This window comes from Pantoea sp. X-Soil-MYKO-1289, assembly GCF_059730625.1.
The window spans coordinates 2,206,105-2,224,883 of record NZ_AP036004.1; the positions used below are offsets into that span (position 1 = coordinate 2,206,105).

Here is an 18,779-nt window from a genome sequence, read left to right on the forward strand (position 1 = left end):
TTTTCTGCTGCCGGTCTGACTTAAATCGGCATAAAACCATTCCCACCCCCGCTTTAACGCCTGATATCTTCAGGTTCATCTCTATGATTAACCTGACCTTAAGATGAAAATAAATAAGCGGCTCGCATGACCTTCCGCCGCACCTCTTTTGCACCTTTTTCATGCGCGGTGCGCTTTTTCCGTGCAGAAGCGCGGCATTGACCCCCAGCTTTTGCGCCTGTTTTACCGGTTTCGCCTGCCTGTTTGCTGGCACAACTTTTGCTACTTGTATGTACAAGTTAATTCTGTTCTGCATTTAACAAAATTTTATCAAGTGATGCTCACAATCTGGGCAAATCAACGATGTGCCAGAACGAATTTACTTGTATATACATGAAATGTCATTTGCACAGATTTCACCATGAGATGGCCTGAATCGATTACTCACCAGGAGAAGCCGCATGACGCAACGCGCACCCGTACGCCTTTTTTGCCTCACCACCCTTTTCGCCACGCTGATGTTGAGCGGCGCGGCCGCGCAGGCCAAAGAGTGGAAATCGATCACCATAGCGACCGAGGGAAGCTATGAACCCTGGAACCTGACGCTGCCGGGCGGCAAGCTGGGCGGTTTTGAACCTGAACTCATGGAAGACCTCTGCAAGCGAATGGGCGTTCAGTGCAAGCTGGTGGTGCAGAACTGGGACGGCATGATCGCCGGACTCAATGCCGGCAAATATGATGTGATCATGGATGCGATCGTGATTACGCCCGATCGTAAAAAAGTGGTCAACTTCACCACGCCGTACGCCTCTACGCCCGCCACCTTTATTACCAGCAAAGATAACCCGCTGCTGCCGGCCGACAGCCAAATCATTAAGCTGCACGACGATGAGGCCGCCATCAACGCGGCGATCGCCCCGCTCAAAGCGGCGCTGAAAGGCAAAACCATCGGCATCGCCTCCGGCACCGTTTACACCCCCTTTATCGATAAATACTTCAAAGGCGACGCCGACGTGCGGGAATACACTTCGTCGGCGGACGCCATTCTCGATCTGCAATCGGGCCGCATCGACGCGGTGTTCGATGATGTCACCTTCGCCCAGTCGATGCTGGCGCGCAAAGAGAACGCCAACCTGAGTTTCAGCGGGCCGCAGCTGGGCGGTCCGATCTGGGGCGAAGGCGAAGCGATGGGCGTGCGCATGGCCGACAACGATCTCAAAGCCAAACTCGACGAAGCGATTCATGCCGCGCTGGCTGACGGCACGGTGAAAAAGCTGAGTGAAAAATGGTTTAAAACCGACGTCACCCCGTAAGAGAGGTAAAAGATGATGAGCCTGCTGAGTTTTGGCCCGGACGGCTGGGGCCGACTGATCCTGAGCGCCGCCTGCACCACGCTGCTGCTGTCGCTGGCGGCGCTAGTCATCGGCGCCGTGGTCGGCTCCGGCGTGGCGGCCGCCAAACTCTCCCCCCAGCGCTGGCTGCGCTGGCTGGGCGAGAGCTATTCGGTGGTGTTCCGCGGCATTCCGGAACTGCTGGTGATCTACCTGTTCTATTTCGGCGGCTCCGGGTTGATTACGCTGGTGGGCCAGCTGTTCGGCGCGGACGGCTTTATCGAGGCGCCGCCGTTCCTGATCGGCGCGCTGGCGATCGGACTCATCTCCGGCTCCTATCAGGGGGAAGTCTATCGCGCGGCGCGCCTGGCGCTGGCCAAAGGCGAAGTGGAAGCGGCGGTGGCGATCGGCATGCCGCGCTGGCGCATCGCGCAGCGCATTCTGCTGCCGCAGGTGGTGCGCTACGCCCTGCCCGGCATGTCGAACGTCTGGCAGATGAGCCTGAAGGATTCGGCGCTGGTCTCGGTGACCGGCATCGTCGAACTGATGCGCGCCAGCCAGGTCGCCGCCGGTTCCACGCGCGATTACTTCACCTTTTACCTGGTCGGCGGCGCCTGCTATCTGGTGCTGACGCTGCTGTCTAATCAGGCGTTTCGTCGGGCGGAGTCGCGTCTCGGACGCGCGTGGCAAAGCCGCACCGCGGCGCAGCATTAAGGAGCAGCAGCATGATTGACTTCGCCTTTCTCTCCGACACCTTTCTTAAGCTCAGCGCCGCCCTGCCGGTGACTCTCGGCCTGTTTATCAGCGCCTTTCTCTGCGGCGGCGTGCTGGCGATCGGCATTCTGGCGCTGCGCATGAGCCGCTGGCGGCTGCTGAGCGGCTTCGCGCGCGGCTACATTCTGGTGTTTCGCGGCTCGCCGCTGATGATCCAGCTCTTCCTTATCTACTACGGGCTTGGGCAGTTCGGCGTGATCCGCCACAGCTTCGTCTGGCCGTTCCTGCGCGAGCCGTTTATTTGCGCGGTGCTGGCGCTGTCGCTCTGTACCGCAGCCTATACGGCGGAGATCCTGCGCGGCGCGCTGCTCGCCGTGCCCGCCGGCCAGGTCGAAGCCGGCCTCGCCTGCGGCATGTCGCGCTGGCTGCTGCTGCGCCGCATTATCGCGCCGGTGATGCTGCGCTATGCGCTGCCCGCCTACTCCACCGAGGCGATTCTGCTGGTGAAATCCACCGCGCTGGCCAGCCTCGTCACCGTCTGGGACGTGACGGGCGTGGCGCAGCAAATCATCCAGCGCACCTACCGCACCATGGAGGTGTTCCTCTGCGCCGCGGCGATCTACCTGCTGCTGAACTTTATTATCGTCCAGCTCTACGCGCTGCTGGAACGTCGTCTGACCCCGGTGCATCGCACGGCAAAAAAGCCGTTGTCCGCCGTTAAACCGCTTGTCGGAGAGTAATATGCATTCCACATCCCCCGTTACCCTGACCGCCACGGATATTCATAAATCCTTCGGCGCCATGGAAGTTCTGAAAGGCATTTCACTGCAGGCGCACAAAGGCGACGTTATTTCGATTCTCGGCGCCAGCGGCTCGGGAAAAAGCACCCTGCTGCGCTGCATTAACCTGCTGGAGACGCCCGACGCCGGCGTGGTCAGCGTCGGCGGCGAAACCATCGAGATGAAGCGCCATGCGCGCGGCCACCAGCTGGCGGCCAATCCCCGGCAGATCGAGCGCCTGCGCTCACGCCTCGGCATGGTGTTTCAGAGCTTTAATCTCTGGTCGCACATGACGGTGCTGCAAAACGTCATTGAAGGGCCGCACTACGTGCTGAAGCGCGACAAAAAAAGCTGCATCGCTCAGGCGGAGCAGCTGCTGGACCGCGTCGGCCTGCTTAACCGCAAAGATTTCTATCCGGCGCAGCTCTCCGGCGGTCAGCAGCAGCGCGTGGCGATCGCCCGCGCGCTGGCGATGGATCCTGAGGTGATGCTGTTCGACGAGCCGACCTCCGCGCTCGATCCCGAACTGGTGGGCGAGGTGCTGAAAGTGATGCGCAGCCTGGCCGAAGAGGGACGCACCATGCTGGTGGTGACGCACGAAATGGGCTTCGCGCGCAACGTCTCCAACCGCGTGGTGTTTATGCATCAGGGCACCATCGACTGTCAGGGCGAACCCGAAGCGATGTTCGGCCAGCAGGGCTCGCAGCGCTTTAAGCAGTTTATCTCCAGCCACCACGGCGCGGGGCAGCCGTCATGACCCTGGTCTGGGGCGACGGGCCGCTGCGGTGGCAGGATCTGGTCGCGGTGGCGCGGCACGATGCGGAGTTAAGTTTAAGCGCTGGCGCCTGGCAGCGTATCGCCCAGGGGCGCGCCATTGTCGATAAGATCGTCGCCAGCGGGCAGATCGCCTACGGCGTCAACACCGGCCTCGGCGCGCTGTGCAATATCACGCTGGCGGACGAGCAGCTCAGCCAGCTGTCGCGCAATACCCTGCTGAGCCACGCCTGCGGCGTCGGCCCGCTGCTGACGCGCGAGCAGGCGCGCGCCATCCTGTGCGCGGCGATCGCCAATTACAGCCACGGCAAATCGGGCGTATCGATCGGGCTGGTGCAGCATATGCTGGCGCTGCTGAATCATCAGATTACGCCGCAGGTGCCGTCGCAGGGATCGGTCGGCTATCTGAGCCATATGGCGCATATCGGTCTGGCGCTGATCGGCGTCGGCGAGGTGGAGTATCAAAACCAGCGCATGCCCGCCGCGCAGGCGCTCGCGCTGGCTGGCCTGACGCCCTGGCGTCCCGGCGCCAAAGAGGGGCTGAGCCTGGTGAACGGCACGCCCTGCATGACCGGTCTCGCCTGCCTGGCACTGGACGATGCCGCGCGCCTGCTGAACCGGGCGGACGTCACCGGCGCGATGAGCTTCGAGGCGCTGCGCGGCCAGCTGGCGGCGTTCGACCCCGAGGTGCTGGCGCTGAAGGCGAGTCCCGGCATGCAGATCAGCGGCCAGCGGCTGCGTCAGCTGCTGGGCGACAGTCCGCTGCTGGCGGCCAGCGTCGGCGTGCGCACGCAGGACGCGCTCAGCCTGCGCTCGATGCCGCAGGTACACGGCGCCAGCCGCGATCAGTTCGCGCACGCCGCGCGCCAGATCGAGACCGAGCTTAACGCCTGCACCGACAACCCGCTGGTGCTCGGCACGCCGGACAGCTGGCGCGTGGTGTCGCAGGCCAACCCGCACGGCGAGTCGGTGGCGATGGCGGCGGATCTGCTGGCGATCGCCATGGCGGAGATCGGCAGCATCGCCGAGCGGCGGCTCGACCGGCTGGTCAATCCGCTGGTGAGCGGCCTGCCGCCCTTTCTGGTGGCGCAGCCAGGCGTTAACTCCGGCATGATGATCGCGCAGTATGTGGCGGCGTCGCTCTGCGCGGAGAATCGCCAGCTGGCGCAGCCTGCGGTGCTGGATAACTATGTCACCTCTGGCTTGCAGGAGGATCACCTTAGCCTGGGCACCGGCGCGGCGCTCAAACTGCTGAAGCTGCTGGAAAATGTCTGGCATATTCTGGCTATCGAGTATCTGCTCGCCGCCCAGGCGCTCGATTTTCACGGCGACGCGGCGCTCGCCTCGGGCACGCGGCAGGCACTGCACCGCCTGCGGGCGGTAGTGGCCAACTGGCAGCAGGATCGCTGGCTGGCGCCCGATATTGCCCAGGCGGTCAGGGTACTGAAAAGCGCGCCCGATTTTAACCAGCCTTAATGCCCTGAAGCGGACTCTCTACGCCCGGCGGGCGCCATCCCGCCGCGGCGCGGTCCGCTTTGCCGCTGCGCTTCTCCGACGCGCCAGCTCGCCGCCCGCCGCCAGGTCCGCTTTTTACTGCTACCTTTACAGATAACCCGTTGTTTTACCGGAGAGAGACTTTTGCCCTTGCCCCGCGCCAGGAAAACAGAGCGCTTTGTGCTGCTGTTTCTGCTTTTTATCAGCGTTTTTATCGTGACGGCGTGCAGCTGGGCGCTCTGGCAGTCATGGCAAAACCGGCTGCAGGATGTCTCGGTGCAGGCGCGCAACCAGTCGCTTTCGCTCTCCCGCCAGGCGCAGGACACCTTTCTGCAGGTCAATATCGCGCTGGATGAGATCGCCCGCCAGGGAGACGAGGTGTTTAACCGTCCCGAGGCTTACAGCGGCAGAAACGGCATTCTCGCCGGACTCTCGCTGCCGCTGCCGCAGCTGGCCGGACTCTTTGTTTATGACAAAGAGGGCAACTGGCTGGCCACCTCGCGCGACATGCAGTTTAAACAGATGAATAACGCCGACCGCGAGTCCTTTATCTGGCACCGCGACCATGCCGATACGGGCGCGCATATCGGCCATGTGATCCGCAGCCGCAGCGCCGACGAGCTGGTGATCCCGGTTTCGCTGCGCCTCAACGACGCGGCGGGCAATTTTCGCGGCGTGGCGCTCGGCTCGGTAAAAGTCGCTTTTTTCCGCCAGTTTTACGGCTGGTATGAACAGAGCCCGGGCGATCTGCTGGCGCTGATGAACACCGACGGTGTCTTGCTTTACGCCCGCCCTTTTCCCGACAGCATGCTCAACCGCAGCCTCTCTTCCAGCCCGCTGTTTACCCGCCTGCTGAGCCAGTCGCGCATCGGCAGCGCCACCTGGGACAGCCGCCTGGACGGCGAGGAGCGTCTTTTCGGCTACGCCCGGCTGGAGCGCTATCCGCTGGTGGTGGCGGTCGGCTATGAAACCCGGGCGATCCGGCACGCCTGGTGGAAGAGCAATATCACCGGCATCGGCGTGAATATTTTCACCTGGCTGCTGGTGCTGCTGTTCGGCTATCTGGTGCTGCGTCAGCTGCGCGCCAACCAGCGCAGCCAGCAGGCGCTGATGCGCTCGCAGGATGAGCTGACGCGGCTCAACGGCACGCTGAGCGATCTGGCGATGCTGGATGGCCTGACCGGTCTGGGCAACCGGCGGCAGTTCGATTTTTATCTGGAAAAGAGCCTGAAAGGCGCTGCCTCGCCCGTCTCGCTGATTATGTTCGACGTCGATTTTTTCAAACGCTACAACGATGAGTATGGCCATATCGCCGGCGATCGCTGCCTGCAGGAGGTGGCGGCGGTGCTTAAACACCTGCCGCTGCGCGGCACCGACCGGGTCACGCGCTACGGCGGCGAAGAGTTCGCCATTATTCTGCCGGGCACCCACGCCCGCGACGCTGAAAATGTCGCTCACCGCGCGCTGGAGGCGATTCGCCGCGCGGCGCTGCCCCATGAGGCGAGCGATCTGCCCGATAAAATCGTCACCCTGAGCGCCGGTATCAGCGCTTCGCCGCCCGGCGACTCGCCTGATTCTCTCAAGCTGGCCGCCGACGAGGCGCTCTATATGGCGAAAAAAGCGGGACGCAACTGCATAGCCGGAACGGACGGCATCTGCCTGTTATAGCTTTTTCCGGCGCGGCGGCACGGCAATCGCCAGCAGCCCCAGCACGATCAGCAGCATGCCCGCCAGGCCGCTCCAGCGAAACGGCTCGCCGAATGTCGGCAGCAGCACCGCCGTCAGCCATACCAGCACGTAGCTCAGGCTCAGCAGCGGATAGAGCCGGTTGAGCGGCAGATGGCGCAGCGCCACCATCCAGCAGATCATGGAGAGCGCATAGGCGCCCAGTCCGGCAGCGAGCAGCAGCAGCGTCCTGGCGTGGCGCATCCCGTCGAGATTCAGCCACGCCTCGATGGGCGGGAAATCGCGCATCGCCAGGCGCAGCGTCAGCTGCGCCAGCGTCACCAGCAGCACCGAACCGATCGCCAGCATCACGCCCCTCACAGATGACTCCCGATCAGCGCCACGCCCGCCACGATCGCCAGCGTGCCGAGCCACTGTCGCAGCGTGTAGCTTTCCTGCCAGATCAGCCGCGCGGCGAGCGCCACCAGCACAAAGTTAATGCTGAGCATCGGATAGGCGACGCTGACCGGCACCCGTTGCAGCACCCACAGCCAGAGCAGCATCGCGACGCCCAGCAGCAGCAGGCTTAAGCCAGCCCACAGCATCAGGCGGCGTTTACCGCGGCGCGCGCTGAGGGTCGCCGCCTGCTTCTGGCAGAGCTGCGCGAGGCAGCTCAGCAGGCTCACCAGCGCAATCAGCAGCAGGCTCATGGTTTTTCGTCGTAGCCGTAGTAGACCAGCCGCCCCTGCCGATATCTCTCGTCCGGCGTCGGCATCGTCGCGTCAGGCGCTTTCTCGCCTGAATTGAGCATGATGACCAGCGACACACGGCCGTGGCGGCGATGCGCCGCCAGCCAGTCGGCGAAGGCCGCGCCATCGACGTAGCGCGCCTGGGCATCGGGATAGCTCAGGCCATACTGCACTTCGCCTCTGGCGTCGTAGAGGGTGATGTCGCTGCGGCGCAGCGTCCAGGCGATGGCCGAGGCGACGCCCGGATTATCCGCCAGCAGATAGCGGCTGCCCGCCAGTTGCTCGCGCAGCGCGCTGACGAAGCTCAGCGGCTGCTTTGAGTCGCGCACCTTCTGCGGAATGGCGTACCCCACCAGCAGCGCCAGCGCCAGCGGACAGAGCGCCGCCAGCTGCCAGCGGTAGTCGCCCGGCCGCCGGCTCAGCCAGCCCGCGACGCCCCAGCCGGCAAAGGCCGCCGCCGCCGCCGCCGCGCGCAGCGTCTCGTCGCACGCGTAGAGCGGATGGCGCGCCACTCCCCAGGGCGCGAGAAACAGCACGACCGCCGCGGCGGCAATCAGGCCGAACAGCAGGTTGATCCCGCCGTTGATGCGGAACACCCTGCCGAGGCGCGCGCCGCCGCTGTGGGCGTAGCGCGCCATCAGCAGCGCCAGCGGCGCGAAGCACGGCAGGATATAGGTCGGCAGCTTGCCTTTAGCGATGCTGAAAAACAGCAGCGGCAGCAGCACCCAGCTCAACAGATAGGCGGCGCCGGCATGCTCTCCGCGCTGCCGCCACGCCGCAGCCAGCGCGCCGGGCAGCAGCGCCAGCCAGGGCAGCGAGCCCGCCAGCGCCACCGGCAGGTAGTACCAGAACGGCGCTTTATGCTGGGCATCGGCCTCGGCGAAGCGCTGGATATGCTCGACCCAAAAGAAGTAGTGCCAGAAATCCCCCTCCTGCCGCGCGATCGCCAGCGCCCAGGGCGCGCTAATCGCCAGCGCCGTCGCGACGGTCAGCGTCCCCCAGCGCAGCAGTTCGCCGAAGCGACGTTGCCAGATGGCCCAGGGCGCGATCGCCAGCACCGGCACCGCCAGCGCCAGAAAGCCCTTGGTCATAAAGCCCATGCCGCAGGCGACGCCGAGCAGCAGATAGCCGCACAGCCGCTGCCGCGTGCCGTTTGCCTGCGTCGCCAGCCAGTAGCTGCACATCGCCGCCACCAGCCACAGCAGCAGAATGGGATCGAGCACTGCGTAGGTGCCGATGCCGTATACCAGCAGCGAGGTAAGGAATATCACGCTGCCGCTGAGCGCGACGGCGCGGCTGGCGAACATCCGCGCGCCGAGCCAGTAGAGCAGCAGCGCGCTCAGCGCGGTGCTGAAGATCGCCCCCGCGCGCACGCCAAACAGGGTGTGGCCAAACAGCAGCTGGCCGATATTGTTGACCCAGTAGCCGGCGATCGGTTTTTCAAAGTAGCGCAGGCCGAAAAAGCGCGGCACCACCCAGCTGCCGCCCGCCACCATTTCGCGGCTGATCTCGGCGTAGCGGGTTTCATCCGGCTGCCACAGGCTGCGAAATTCAACTGGAATCAGGTAATAGAGGGCAAAAAGCGCCAGCAGCAGCGCCGTTTTCTTCCCGGCGCGCATCGATGTCCACATAGAGAAGCGTCCCGTCTTGAGTTAACGCTGGCAGCCCAGCCAGCCTTCACGCCCGGCGATCTCGCCGCGTACCACTTTGCCCTGCGGCAGCGTCGCGAGATCCTCAGGCAGCAGCTCGCTGAGCGGACAAAAGCGAATGCCCATCCGTTCGGCGCGCGTCAACAGCTCGCGGAAGGCAGGCAGTCCCACGATGCCTTCGACCTCGGCATGAATGGTGTAAACCGGCGCGCCGCTGGCGGCCGCCATCTGCGCGAGGATATAGTCGTTGAAGGCCGCCGCGCTCACCTGCTGCCCGACCACCTCATCCCAGGTGGGCAGGGTCACCGGGATTTGCACCGTCGCCGGGCTGCCGTCAGCCAGCAGCGGGATAAAGGGCCCGCTGCCGCGGCAGTCGCTGTTATAGCGAAAGCCGAATGGCTCTTTAGCGGCGACAACCCGCGTATCGGCGCGCCAGCCCGCCACGGCGGAGCAAGTGACAACGTCACCGATTATTCTCTCCAGCGCCGTCTTGCCGCGCGCAATCTGATCATTCAGCTTTTCCTGCGGCCAGACGCCCGCCCAGGTTTGCCAGGCGAAGTGATCCCAGGCGTGCAGGCCGATTTCATGGTGCTCCGCCGCCGCGCGAATGGTGTCAGCCAGCCCGCGCCCGATATCCCGTCCCGGCCAGGCGGTGCCCGCCAGCAGGATATCCCAGCCGTAGAGCGACGCCGCGCGCGAACGCAGCATCTTCCATAAAAAGCGCGGCTTCATCAGACGCCACAGGTGGCGTCCCATGTTGTCCGGCCCGACGCTGAAAAAGAAGCTCGCCTGCAGCTGATGCAGGCTGAACTGCTCCAGCAGCGCCGGCACGCCCAGCTTTGTGCCTCGCCAGGTGTCGACGTCGACGCGCAGCCCGACTTTCTTCATGGCTTCTCCTGCAGCTCGACGGTGCGCAGGAAGAAATCGAGCGTGTTATCGATGGTGGTGTCCATCTCCACCGCTGGCGTCCAGTTCAGCAGACGACGCGCGTTTTTGATCGAAGGCTTGCGGTGCTCGACGTCCTGATAGCCTTTGCCGTAGTAGCTGCTGCTTTCCACTTCGCGGAAACCGGCGAACGGCGGAAAGCGGTCGCGCAGCGGATGGCGCTCGAAGCTCGCCAGCAGATGCTCCGCCAGCTCTTTGATGCTGGCCTCGTTGTCTGGATTGCCGATGTTGACGATCTGGCCGTCGCAGTTGCCGTTTTTGTTTTCAATAATGCGGAACAGCGCTTCGATGCCGTCGCGAATATCGGTAAAGCAGCGCTTCTGCGCGCCGCCGTCAATCAGCTTGATCGGTGAGCCTTCCACCAGGTTAAGGATCAGCTGGGTAATGGCGCGCGAGCTGCCGATACGGGCGGCATTCAGGTTATCGAGACGCGGCCCCATCCAGTTAAAGGGACGGAACAGCGTAAAGCGCAGCCCCTCTTTTTCGCCGTAGGCCCAGATGACGCGGTCCAGCAGCTGTTTCGACACCGAGTAGATCCAGCGCTGCTTGTTGATCGGGCCGACCACCAGATTAGAGTGATCCTCGTCGAAGTGGTGGTCAGTACACATGCCGTAGACTTCGGAGGTAGACGGAAAGATGATGCGCTTTTTGTACTTCACGCAGTCGCGAATAATCTTCAGGTTCTCTTCAAAGTCGAGCTCGAACACGCGCAGCGGGTTGCGGGTGTACTCAATCGGCGTGGCGATCGCCACCAGCGGCAGCACCACGTCGCACTTCTTGATGTGGTATTCAATCCATTCGGAGTGAATGCTGATATCGCCTTCAACAAAATGGAAGCGCGGCTGGTCAAGGAAGCGGCTGATGGCGTCAGAGCCGATATCGAGCCCGTATACCTCGAAATTGTCATCCTGCAGCAGACGTTCGGTCAGGTGGTTGCCGATAAAGCCGTTGACGCCGAGGATCAATACGCGGGTGCGACGCTTCACCGCGGCAACCGGCTGCGAATAGAGCAGCGCGCCCGGCACCATGCCCAGGCTTTGCGCCAGCTGGCTGCCGTTCATATAGACGCCGTTGTCGCTCTGACCGGTCAACACCTCCAGCGCGCCGTCGCCGCAGGCGATCAGAAAAGGATCGACCGACAGCACCGTGCCGGGCTTCGCCGCCGGCGCGTCGGCGTGCACGCGCCCTTTCCACACCACAAATTTCAGCGTGCCGGCAAAGGCGAAAGCCCCAGGCCAGGGATCGGTAACGGCGCGCACCAGGTTGTTCACCCGCTGCGCCGGCCACGCCCAGTTGATGCGTCCGTCCTCCGGCGTGCGGCGGCCGACCAGGGTCGCGTCGCTGTGGTTCTGCGGCCGCGCGGCGATATCGCCGCGCTTCATCGCCGGCAGCGCCCCTTCCAGCAGTTCGGTGGCGCAGGCGACCAGCTTGCGGTGCAGCGTCAGGGCGTTGTCCTGCGCATCGATCGCCACGCGCTGCTGCGCCACGATATCCCCCGCGTCGGCGCGCTTCACCATGTGGTGCAGCGTGACGCCGGTTTCCGTTTCGCCGTTGACCAGCACCCAGTTGAGCGGCGCGCGGCCGCGGTATTTCGGCAGCAGCGAGCCATGCAGATTAAAGGCGCCCACGCGGGCGGTGCGGAGAATGCTGTCGCTCAGCAGCGCGCGGTAGTAGAACGAGAAGATAAAGTCCGGCTGCATCGCTTTGATGCGGTCGACCCACAGCGGATGGCTGGCCTCTTCCGGCGCGTAAACCGGAATACCCTGCTCCGCCGCCAGGCGCGCTACAGAGGGAAAGGCGTGGCTTTCCGGCGAGGTGTCGGCATGGGTGAAGATGGCGCTGATTTCATACCCGGCGTTCAGCAGCGCGCTGATGCCCGCACAGCCCATTTCGGCGTAGGCGAAGACGATGGTTTTCATTGCTCAGATTCCTGTACAGAAGTGGCTTTTTGCTGGGGATGGATAACACGCTGAATGAAGTAGCGAGGCCGCGCGCGCACGTCGTTATAGATGCGCCCTATATATTCGCCGAGCAGCCCCATGCCGATAAACTGCGCGCCGACAAAGATAAACAGGATGGCGAACAGCACAAAGACGCCGTCGCCCGCCCAGCTGGCGCCGAGAAACAGGCGCAGCACGATCAACACCAGCGAGAAGGCGAAGCCGGCCAGCGCAATCAGGCTGCCGACGATGCTCAGCAGACGCAGCGGCGTGGTGGTCAGGCAGGTCACCAGGTCGTACATCAGGTTAATCAGCTTCATAAAGCTGTATTTGGAGTCGCCGAATTCGCGCTCGGCGTGGGTCACCGGCAGTTCGATGGTGCGCCGCGCGAAGGTGTTGGCGAGGATGGGGATAAAGGTGCTGCGCTCGTGGCAGTTCAGCATCGCATCGACGATATGGCGGCGATAGGCGCGCAGCATACAGCCATAATCCCCCATCGCTTTTCCGGTGACGCGCTGGATCAGGTGGTTGATGGCGCGCGAGGCGCGGCGGCGGAACCAGCTGTCCTGACGATTCTGGCGCACGGTGCCAACCACGTCATAGCCCTGCTGCGCCGCGCGCACCAGGTTCGGGATCTCCTCCGGCGGGTTCTGCAGGTCAGCATCCAGCGTGATAATCAGATCGCCGGAAACATGGCTGAAGCCGGCCATAATCGCCGAGTGCTGGCCGTAGTTGCGGTTCAGCAAGACGCCAACCACATGGCTGCCGGGCATATCAGCGGCATCGTCGATCATCTGGGCGGAGCGGTCAGCGCTGCCGTCGTCCACCAGCAGAATTTCATACTCCAGCCCCAGCGTGGCGCAGGCGGCGTCGGTACGGCGCACCAGCTCCGCCAGGCTCTCTTCTTCGTTGTAGACCGGGATCACCACGGACACTTTGCGAATCGCTTTTTCTTCCTGCATCTCATCCTCCTGCCAGCTGACGCAACGCGCCGACGACGCGGGCGACGTCTTCATCGCGCATATCCGGGAACAGCGGCAGAGAGCAGATGCGATCGCTGTTCCATTCGGTGTTGGGCAGCGAGAGCTGCGGATAGCGGTCGCGGTAATATTTATGGGTGTGCGCGGCGCGGAAGTGCAGGCCGGTGCCGATATCCTGCGCCTTCAGCGCCTCCATCAGCGCATCGCGGCTGATGCCGCACGCCGCCTCGTCGACGCGAATGATAAACAGATGCCAGGCGTGCTGATGCGGCCAGGCCGGCTGCGCCAGCGGCAGAAACGGCGTATCGGCCAGTTCGCGCAGATAGCGCTGGGCGATGGCGGTGCGGCGCGTATTAAAATCGGCGAGCTTTTTCAGCTGCGTCAGCGCAATGGCCGCGCTGATATCGGGCAGGTTGTACTTAAAGCCGGGCATCACCACTTCCGCCTGCGGCTTGCGGCCGTGGGTATGGCGATCGTAGGCGTCGACCCCCAGCCCGTGAAACTTCAGGCTGCGCATGCGATCCGCCAGCTGCGCGTCGTCCGTGACAATCAGCCCGCCTTCGGCGCAGGTCATATTTTTAATGGCGTGAAAGGAGAAAATCGCGGTGCCTGCGCTGCCGATATGGCGTCCCCGGTAATAGCAGCCCGCGGCGTGCGCGCCATCTTCGATGACCGGAATGCCATAGCGCGCGCCGAGGGCATGAATCGCGTCCACATCCGCCGGCGCGCCGGCGTAGTGCACCGGAATGATGGCGCGGGTGCGCGGCGTGATGGCGGCCTCAATCTGTTCGGGCGTCACCATCAGCGTGTCGCGATCGATGTCGATCATCACCGGCGTCGCGCCCAGCAGCGTAATGATATTAAGCGTGGAGACCCAGGTCAGCGACGGCGTTATCACCTCATCGCCAGGCTGAATACCGAGCGCCAGCAGCGTAACGTGCATTCCCGCCGTGGCTGAGCTGACCGCGATGGCGTGCTGATTGCCGGTGAGCTGACAAAACGCCTGTTCCAGCGCCGCATTTTGCGGACCGGTGGTAATCCATCCGGATTCAAACACCGCTTTGACCGCCGCCAGCTCCTCTTCACCCAACGAAGGCCGCGAAAAAGGGAGAAATGACATAATAAAATCCCATCCGTTCCAGATGTTCGAAATAAATAAATGCGTAAGCGCCGCCTGAAGAAATAAATCTTACAAATATGAAGGAATTGTTTCCTTCTGAAGTAAGTTTGATGAATCTCGCCAGCCCTGCTTCATGACGGGGTTGAGAAAATAATGCTGGCGAAACCTTAAGACAGCCTTAATCAGGCTGGCGCTTTTTTTCATCTGGCGTGAGAGAAAAGGCGAGAGCAACAAAGAGGGATGGCGAAAATAGTGCAGCCGCAGCCGGTTTTATTATTTTAACGCGACCGATGCAATATGAGTTTATATCGACTGCGATCGAGATCAACTTCATGACCTAATAAAGTTAAAGCCGGTTATCGATATTGATTATTATGGGCCTAATAATTAGCGCAGAAATGCAATTAAAATACAATAAAAATCAACATCTTAAATTTGATATATTTACAACGCGCTCTTTTTCCCTTCCGTTCCCAAATCATGTGCCTCTCGAACAAAATCTCTTCCAGACCTGTTATAACCGGCCAGCCTGTTAAAGAAATAGAAAAGATAAACAGATTTGACGAGCCGCTCGATATTATTTCCGCGCATGAAAAATCAGGCGCGAATTTACGCTGCGAGTCAGGTTCTGTAACAGACGGGCACGTAAAATAACGCGCTTTTAAGCGCCCTGCTATCGCCGAATTACAGCAATGGTTTATCTTTTGTTTAAGATAAAGCTATTGTCAGCACCCTTGCCGGCAGCGCAATGCGGTATATCGCTCCCGCTGCGTTACCGGCAGGCGAACGTTGCGACTAAAACTCCGCTTCCTCTCCCGGCAGCGGTTGAGAAAGTTCCTGCCCTTCGACGCCAGCATAGAAAATCACTAACTCAGTCGGCTCGTCGGTGGTGTAGCCACGGTGCGCGCTGTCGATCGTTTCGTTCAGCGCCTCTCCCGCGCCTGCATGAAATTGTTCGCCGGTGAGCCTGTCTTCGATGGTCAGAAGCCCGGAAAGCACATAGGCGCTATTCGGCATGGGATGGGTGTGCCAGGGAAGTTCGCTGTGGGCGGGCAACGACATGCGCATCACCGTTATCTGCGGTTTGCCCGCGGGATAAGCCTTATAGGGCTGGCCATTCCAGGCGCTGCCGCTCTGTAACAGCTGTTGATGGGCGATCTCTGCCGGACGCCGATCTGAGTTGGTTTTTTTCTCCGTCATGGTCTCTCCTGTTCGTTAGTCTGAATAGAGTGTAGCGGACAGGGCGCGCCAGAAACGCCAAAGGCCGCACTAAGCGGCCCCTGAAACAGGTTTTGCGACAGCGTTATTTAATCAGTTCAGCTGAAACGTAGGCGCCGTTATCAAATCGAGCCCCGGTAATTTTGTATGATGCGCCAGCCTGATGCGCCTGCGCGGCGATTTGCGCTTCTGCCGCGTCGAGCGTGGAGGCTGAAGCGGTAACGCTCTGAGCGAAGCTGCCGAACGATACGAAAGAGAGCGCAGCAACTACAACGAAAGTTTTGATGGTTTTCATGGTCATTTCCTTAAAGTTTATTTCAGTTGGTGAGGCATTTTGCCTCGATGTAGACATCATGCGCCTGAGTGATGCGGTTTAAAAGCTGACATATTTGCTTTTAAACCACAAAAAAATTGAAAGACTTTTCAGTGTTACTTTACCCGCCTGCCCGCCGGGCGACGCCCCGCTCAACGGCGCAAATTATGGCCTTCCATCAGCCCGACACGAAATTGCTGCCGCCCTTTCCTTGCCTGTAAGCGGGTTATCGACGGATAATCCCCTACAGACTTCGTCATGCTGACGCGACGACGCCGCAGCCCGACGCCCTAACGCTGAAAATTTAGGCAACGCATTGATATGAGTGAAAAATGTAAAGCGCTGCAAACCCCGCTGATTCCCCTTCAGGCGATTGCGCATGCCCTACGATAACGTCTATGCCGAAAAACGGCTGCCCGGCGCGTTTCGCCGCAGCTGGCACCATTTTTATCGCAACACCACGGCCATGATTGGGCTGTACGGCTTTGGCGCCCTGCTGTTTCTCTGCCTGTTCGGCGGGCTGCTGGCGCCCTACGGCATCGATCAGCAGTTTCTCGGCTATCAGCTGCTGCCGCCCTCCTGGTCGCGCTACGGCGACGTCTCGTTTTTCCTCGGCACCGACGATTTGGGACGCGACGTGTTAAGCCGCCTGCTGAGCGGCGTGGCGCCGACCGTGGGTTCGGCGATTATGGTCACGCTCTTCGCCACGCTGTGCGGGCTGGCGCTCGGCGTGCTGGCGGGCATTACGCACGGTTTGCGCTCGGCCGTTATGAATCACGTGCTGGATACCCTGCTGTCTATCCCCACGCTGCTGCTGGCGATTATCGTGGTGGCCTTTCTCGGCCCGCGCCTTGAGCACGCGCTGCTGGCGATATGGCTGGCGCTGTTGCCGCGTCTGGTGCGCGCCACCTATAGCGCGGTGCATGACGAGCTGGAAAAAGAGTATGTGGTGGCGGCGCGCCTCGACGGCGCCAGCAATATCGATATCCTGCGCCATGCGATTTTGCCCAACGTGCTGCCGATGCTGATCAGCGAAGTGACGCGCTCGCTGTCGCTGGCGATTCTGGATATCGCCGCGCTCGGCTTTCTCGATCTCGGCGCGCAGCTGCCCTCGCCCGAATGGGGCGCGATGCTTGGCGATTCGCTGGAGCTGGTTTACGTCGCCCCCTGGACGGTGATGCTGCCGGGCGCCGCGCTGATGATCAGCGTCTTAATCGTTAACCTGCTGGGCGACGGTATCCGCCGCGCTGTTGAGGCGGGAGTGGAATAATGCCGTTACTCGATATTCGTAATCTGACCATTGAATTTATGACCGCCGACGGTCCCGTCAAGGCGGTGGACCGCATCAACCTGACGCTGATGGAAGGGGAAGTCCGCGGGTTAGTGGGCGAATCGGGCTCGGGCAAAAGTCTGGTGGCAAAGGCGATCTGCGGCGTGACCAAGGATAACTGGCGCGTCACCGCCGATCGCATGGTATTTGACGATATCGACCTGCTGCGCCTGTCGCCGCGCGAGCGTCGCCGCATCGTCGGTCACAACGTCTCAATGATTTTTCAGGAGCCGCAGTCCTGTCTCGATCCTTCGGAGCGTATCGGCCGCCAGCTGATGCAGGCGATTCCGCGCTGGACCTATAAAGGTGCGTGGATGGGGCGCTTCTGGTTCTGGCGCAAAACCCGCGCCATCGAGCTGCTGCACCGCGTCGGCATCAAAGATCATAAAGATATCATGCGCAGCTTTCCCTATGAGCTGACCGAAGGCGAGTGCCAGAAGGTGATGATCGCCATCGCGCTGGCCAACCAGCCGCGCCTGCTGATCGCCGACGAACCTACTAACGCCATGGAGCCGACCACCCAGGCGCAGATTTTCCGCCTGCTGAGTCGCCTCAACCAGAACAACAACACCACCATTCTGCTGATTAGCCACGATCTGCGCACCATGAGCCAGTGGGCGGACCGCATTAACGTGATGTACTGCGGGCAGACCGTTGAAACGGCGGGCAGCGACGATCTGATCGCGACGCCGCACCATCCTTATACGCAGGCGCTGATCCGCGCGATGCCCGATTTCGGCCGCGCGCTGCCGCACAAAAGCCGCCTGAACACCCTCTCCGGCGCGATACCGTCGCTGGAGAGCCTGCCGATCGGCTGTCGGCTTGGCCCGCGCTGCCCATACGCGCAGCGCAAATGCGTGGAAACGCCGCGCCTGAGCGGCAGCAAAACGCATCTTTTCGCCTGCCACTTTCCGCTGAATATGGAGGAGCAGTAGATGGAGACGCTGCTTGAAGTGCGCAATCTGAGCAAAACCTTCCGCTATCGCACCGGCCTCTTTCGCCGCCAGCACGTCGAGGCGGTGAAATCGGTGAGTTTTATTCTGCGTGAGAAGCAGACGCTGGCGATCATCGGCGAGAACGGCTCCGGCAAATCAACGCTGGCGAAAATGCTGAGCGGCATGGTGGCGCCGAGCAGCGGCGAAATCCTGATTAACGATCATCCGCTTGAATTCGGCGACTACGGCTACCGCAGCCAGCGCATCCGCATGATTTTTCAGGATCCCTCTACCTCGCTCAACCCGCGCCAGCGCGTCAGCCAGATCCTCGACCTGCCGCTGCGCCTCAACAGCGATTTGACGCCGGAGGCGCGCGAGAAGCGCATTATCGCTACGCTGCGCCAGGTGGGATTGCTGCGCGACCACGCCGGCTACTATCCCCATATGCTGGCGCCGGGCCAGAAGCAGCGCCTCGGCCTGGCGCGCGCGCTGATCCTGCAGCCGAAAGTGATTATCGCCGACGAAGCCCTCGCCTCGCTCGATATGACGATGCGCTCGCAGCTGGTGAATCTGATGCTGGAGCTGCAGGAGCAACACGGCATCACCTATATTTATGTGACGCAGCATCTCGGCATGATGAAGCACATCAGCGATCAGGTGCTGGTAATGCATCAGGGGGAAGTGGTGGAGCGCGGCGGCACCGCCGACGTGCTGGCTTCACCGCTGCACGATCTGACTAAGCGGCTGATTTCGAGCCACTTCGGCGAAGCGCTGACGGCGGAAGCCTGGCGCCGCGAGGCCTGAATCAGGTTGGTTTACCCCATTTGCCTGAGACGTGCTAGAATCCGCACGTCGATTAATGCG

At 61.9% G+C, this 18,779-nt stretch carries 18 protein-coding genes; 9 read left to right on the forward strand and 9 right to left on the reverse strand.

Annotated elements, in window-relative coordinates; translation table 11 throughout:
- Nucleotides 1–440: 440 nt before the first annotated feature.
- The 6 genes from AC6I7Z_RS10660 (at nt 441) to AC6I7Z_RS10685 (ending at nt 6,739) form a co-directional block, all read left to right on the forward strand.
- Nucleotides 441–1,292: a transporter substrate-binding domain-containing protein gene (locus tag AC6I7Z_RS10660; protein WP_497814192.1), complete on the forward strand. Its 852-nt coding sequence runs from the start codon at nt 441–443 to the stop codon at nt 1,290–1,292.
- Between the two features lie 12 nt (nt 1,293–1,304).
- Nucleotides 1,305–2,024 (forward strand): ABC transporter permease, encoded by a 720-nt coding sequence (locus AC6I7Z_RS10665; protein ID WP_497814193.1) that lies wholly within the window; start codon nt 1,305–1,307, stop codon nt 2,022–2,024.
- 11 nt (nt 2,025–2,035) lie between these two features.
- Nucleotides 2,036–2,764, forward strand: a complete 729-nt coding sequence (locus tag AC6I7Z_RS10670; protein WP_497814194.1) for an ABC transporter permease — start codon at nt 2,036–2,038, stop codon at nt 2,762–2,764.
- Between the two features lies 1 nt (nt 2,765).
- The gene (locus AC6I7Z_RS10675) at nt 2,766–3,560 is read left to right on the forward strand and encodes an ABC transporter ATP-binding protein (RefSeq protein WP_497814195.1); all 795 of its coding nucleotides are present in this window, start codon (nt 2,766–2,768) and stop codon (nt 3,558–3,560) included.
- Nucleotides 3,557–5,053 (forward strand): HAL/PAL/TAL family ammonia-lyase, encoded by a 1,497-nt coding sequence (locus AC6I7Z_RS10680; RefSeq protein WP_497814196.1) that lies wholly within the window; start codon nt 3,557–3,559, stop codon nt 5,051–5,053. Before AC6I7Z_RS10675 ends, AC6I7Z_RS10680 begins: the two co-directional genes overlap by 4 nt.
- Nucleotides 5,054–5,251: 198 nt before the next feature.
- Complete coding sequence (locus tag AC6I7Z_RS10685; protein WP_497814197.1) at nt 5,252–6,739, forward strand: sensor domain-containing diguanylate cyclase; 1,488 nt, start codon at nt 5,252–5,254, stop codon at nt 6,737–6,739.
- Here the strand turns inward: AC6I7Z_RS10685 and arnF are convergent.
- The 9 genes from arnF to AC6I7Z_RS10730 all read right to left on the reverse strand — a co-directional run bounded on the left by arnF (nt 6,734) and on the right by AC6I7Z_RS10730 (nt 15,632).
- Complete coding sequence (arnF, locus tag AC6I7Z_RS10690; protein WP_497814198.1) at nt 6,734–7,117, reverse strand: 4-amino-4-deoxy-L-arabinose-phosphoundecaprenol flippase subunit ArnF; 384 nt, start codon at nt 7,115–7,117, stop codon at nt 6,734–6,736. The two genes, AC6I7Z_RS10685 and arnF, sit on opposite strands and share 6 nt — an antisense overlap.
- Nucleotides 7,114–7,446 (reverse strand): 4-amino-4-deoxy-L-arabinose-phosphoundecaprenol flippase subunit ArnE, encoded by a 333-nt coding sequence (gene arnE, locus AC6I7Z_RS10695; RefSeq protein WP_497814199.1) that lies wholly within the window; start codon nt 7,444–7,446, stop codon nt 7,114–7,116. Before arnE ends, arnF begins: the two co-directional genes overlap by 4 nt.
- Nucleotides 7,443–9,104, reverse strand: a complete 1,662-nt coding sequence (gene arnT, locus AC6I7Z_RS10700) for a lipid IV(A) 4-amino-4-deoxy-L-arabinosyltransferase (RefSeq protein WP_497815428.1) — start codon at nt 9,102–9,104, stop codon at nt 7,443–7,445. The genes arnE and arnT overlap by 4 nt, the downstream gene beginning before the upstream one ends.
- Before the next feature lie 33 nt (nt 9,105–9,137).
- Entirely contained in the window at nt 9,138–10,022 is an 885-nt protein-coding gene (arnD, locus tag AC6I7Z_RS10705) for a 4-deoxy-4-formamido-L-arabinose-phosphoundecaprenol deformylase (RefSeq protein ID WP_497814200.1), read from the reverse strand.
- Nucleotides 10,019–11,998: a bifunctional UDP-4-amino-4-deoxy-L-arabinose formyltransferase/UDP-glucuronic acid oxidase ArnA gene (gene arnA, locus AC6I7Z_RS10710; protein WP_497814201.1), complete on the reverse strand. Its 1,980-nt coding sequence runs from the start codon at nt 11,996–11,998 to the stop codon at nt 10,019–10,021. The genes arnD and arnA overlap by 4 nt, the downstream gene beginning before the upstream one ends.
- Complete coding sequence (gene arnC, locus AC6I7Z_RS10715; protein ID WP_033746882.1) at nt 11,995–12,981, reverse strand: undecaprenyl-phosphate 4-deoxy-4-formamido-L-arabinose transferase; 987 nt, start codon at nt 12,979–12,981, stop codon at nt 11,995–11,997. The genes arnA and arnC overlap by 4 nt, the downstream gene beginning before the upstream one ends.
- A gap of 1 nt (nt 12,982) precedes the next feature.
- Nucleotides 12,983–14,122: a UDP-4-amino-4-deoxy-L-arabinose aminotransferase gene (gene arnB, locus AC6I7Z_RS10720; RefSeq protein ID WP_497815429.1), complete on the reverse strand. Its 1,140-nt coding sequence runs from the start codon at nt 14,120–14,122 to the stop codon at nt 12,983–12,985.
- Between the two features lie 792 nt (nt 14,123–14,914).
- Nucleotides 14,915–15,319, reverse strand: a complete 405-nt coding sequence (locus AC6I7Z_RS10725; RefSeq protein ID WP_497814202.1) for a cupin domain-containing protein — start codon at nt 15,317–15,319, stop codon at nt 14,915–14,917.
- A gap of 103 nt (nt 15,320–15,422) precedes the next feature.
- Nucleotides 15,423–15,632 carry a YdgH/BhsA/McbA-like domain containing protein gene (locus tag AC6I7Z_RS10730; protein WP_497814203.1) on the reverse strand — a complete coding sequence of 70 codons (210 nt, stop codon included), beginning with the start codon at nt 15,630–15,632 and terminating at the stop codon, nt 15,423–15,425.
- A gap of 397 nt (nt 15,633–16,029) precedes the next feature.
- Here AC6I7Z_RS10730 and sapC point away from each other — a divergent pair, with 397 nt between their 5' ends.
- The 3 genes from sapC to sapF are packed head-to-tail and all read left to right on the forward strand — an operon-like array spanning nt 16,030 to nt 18,719.
- Nucleotides 16,030–16,920, forward strand: a complete 891-nt coding sequence (sapC, locus tag AC6I7Z_RS10735) for a putrescine export ABC transporter permease SapC (protein WP_497814204.1) — start codon at nt 16,030–16,032, stop codon at nt 16,918–16,920.
- Entirely contained in the window at nt 16,920–17,915 is a 996-nt protein-coding gene (gene sapD / locus AC6I7Z_RS10740; RefSeq protein ID WP_103795928.1) for a putrescine export ABC transporter ATP-binding protein SapD, read from the forward strand. Before sapC ends, sapD begins: the two co-directional genes overlap by 1 nt.
- Nucleotides 17,916–18,719, forward strand: coding sequence for a putrescine export ABC transporter ATP-binding protein SapF (gene sapF / locus AC6I7Z_RS10745; protein WP_048786201.1), 804 nt, complete (start codon nt 17,916–17,918; stop codon nt 18,717–18,719).
- Nucleotides 18,720–18,779: the final 60 nt, after the last annotated feature.

Bases quoted from the DNA above. Each gene is read 5' to 3' on its own strand.
- AC6I7Z_RS10675 (WP_497814195.1), top strand. From the start codon at position 2,766: ATGCATTCCACATCCCCCGTTACCCTGACCGCCACGGATATTCATAAA.
- arnT (WP_497815428.1), bottom strand. From the start codon at position 9,104: ATGCGCGCCGGGAAGAAAACGGCGCTGCTGCTGGCGCTTTTTGCCCTC.
- arnC (WP_033746882.1), bottom strand. From the start codon at position 12,981: ATGCAGGAAGAAAAAGCGATTCGCAAAGTGTCCGTGGTGATCCCGGTC.
- AC6I7Z_RS10660 (WP_497814192.1), top strand. From the start codon at position 441: ATGACGCAACGCGCACCCGTACGCCTTTTTTGCCTCACCACCCTTTTC.
- AC6I7Z_RS10665 (WP_497814193.1), top strand. From the start codon at position 1,305: ATGATGAGCCTGCTGAGTTTTGGCCCGGACGGCTGGGGCCGACTGATC.
- sapC (WP_497814204.1), top strand. From the start codon at position 16,030: ATGCCCTACGATAACGTCTATGCCGAAAAACGGCTGCCCGGCGCGTTT.
- sapF (WP_048786201.1), top strand. From the start codon at position 17,916: ATGGAGACGCTGCTTGAAGTGCGCAATCTGAGCAAAACCTTCCGCTAT.
- AC6I7Z_RS10725 (WP_497814202.1), bottom strand. From the start codon at position 15,319: ATGACGGAGAAAAAAACCAACTCAGATCGGCGTCCGGCAGAGATCGCC.
- AC6I7Z_RS10730 (WP_497814203.1), bottom strand. From the start codon at position 15,632: ATGAAAACCATCAAAACTTTCGTTGTAGTTGCTGCGCTCTCTTTCGTA.
- sapD (WP_103795928.1), top strand. From the start codon at position 16,920: ATGCCGTTACTCGATATTCGTAATCTGACCATTGAATTTATGACCGCC.
- arnA (WP_497814201.1), bottom strand. From the start codon at position 11,998: ATGAAAACCATCGTCTTCGCCTACGCCGAAATGGGCTGTGCGGGCATC.
- arnD (WP_497814200.1), bottom strand. From the start codon at position 10,022: ATGAAGAAAGTCGGGCTGCGCGTCGACGTCGACACCTGGCGAGGCACA.
- arnE (WP_497814199.1), bottom strand. From the start codon at position 7,446: ATGAGCCTGCTGCTGATTGCGCTGGTGAGCCTGCTGAGCTGCCTCGCG.
- AC6I7Z_RS10670 (WP_497814194.1), top strand. From the start codon at position 2,036: ATGATTGACTTCGCCTTTCTCTCCGACACCTTTCTTAAGCTCAGCGCC.
- AC6I7Z_RS10680 (WP_497814196.1), top strand. From the start codon at position 3,557: ATGACCCTGGTCTGGGGCGACGGGCCGCTGCGGTGGCAGGATCTGGTC.